We start from the raw sequence: 773 nt of genomic DNA, 5'->3' as shown, positions 1-773 counted from the left end.
AAAATTGTAATTGATGCATTGAATAAGATTTCATCGGAATATAAGAAGACGATTGTCATGGTAACACATGATCCGCAGATGGCAAGTTATTGTGACCGGATTATTCTGTTGAAGGATGGAAAGATTTTGGAAGAATTAAAGAAGGGTAGTAACAGGGAAACATTTTATCAAACAATCCTTTCCAAAATGGCGGAATTATAAAAAGACCAATGCCAGTATCAGCTATATTTGAATTCAAGATTATTGTAAGGGGTGGGAAGGTATATGCTGCATAAAATAATTTACAAAAATTTTAAAAGCAATATACGGAAATATATTTTATTTTTTGTCAGTAACATTATAGCCGTAGCAGAATTATTTATCTTTTGGGGATTGAATGATGTTGTAGTGCGGGCAGTTACAGAACCTTCGATTATGATGGGAATAAAAAGTGATTTTATGATAGCGGTTGGATTAATAACTGTTGTTACAATACTTTTGATGGTATTTTCTATGCGCTATTATATTAAACTCCGGGCAAAAGATTATGGAACTTTTATTATGCTTGGGATGAAAAAGAAGATGTCTTATATGCTTCTTTTTGCGGAATACATTATAGGATGTATAGGTTCACTTTTAATTGGTATTTTGTTAGGAAATCTGCTCCTATATGGAATTTTATATTGCTTAAATCAATACAATCCTCAGATTATTACATTACAAAAAGTGGATCCGGTCGTATATAAAAATACAATTCTTTTGTGTCTGGGAGTTATGCTTGGAATCTTTATAAT

Annotated in this window: 1 protein-coding gene and 1 pseudogene; both read left to right on the top strand. The window is 31.3% G+C overall.

What is annotated here, in order from left to right:
• A pseudogene (locus OCV72_RS16420) lies at positions 1-201 on the top strand (ABC transporter ATP-binding protein); the annotation flags it as partial.
• 63 nt (positions 202-264) lie between these two features.
• A partial coding sequence (locus OCV72_RS16415; protein WP_155515245.1) for an FtsX-like permease family protein occupies positions 265-773 on the top strand: 509 nt, incomplete at its 3' end.

Origin of the sequence: Dorea amylophila, from assembly GCF_025567265.1 — a bacterium.
GTDB lineage: Bacteria > Bacillota > Clostridia > Lachnospirales > Lachnospiraceae > Dorea_A > Dorea_A amylophila.
The sequence above is the reverse complement of the archived record's forward strand: the minus strand, read 5'-3'. Positions and strand labels throughout refer to the sequence as shown.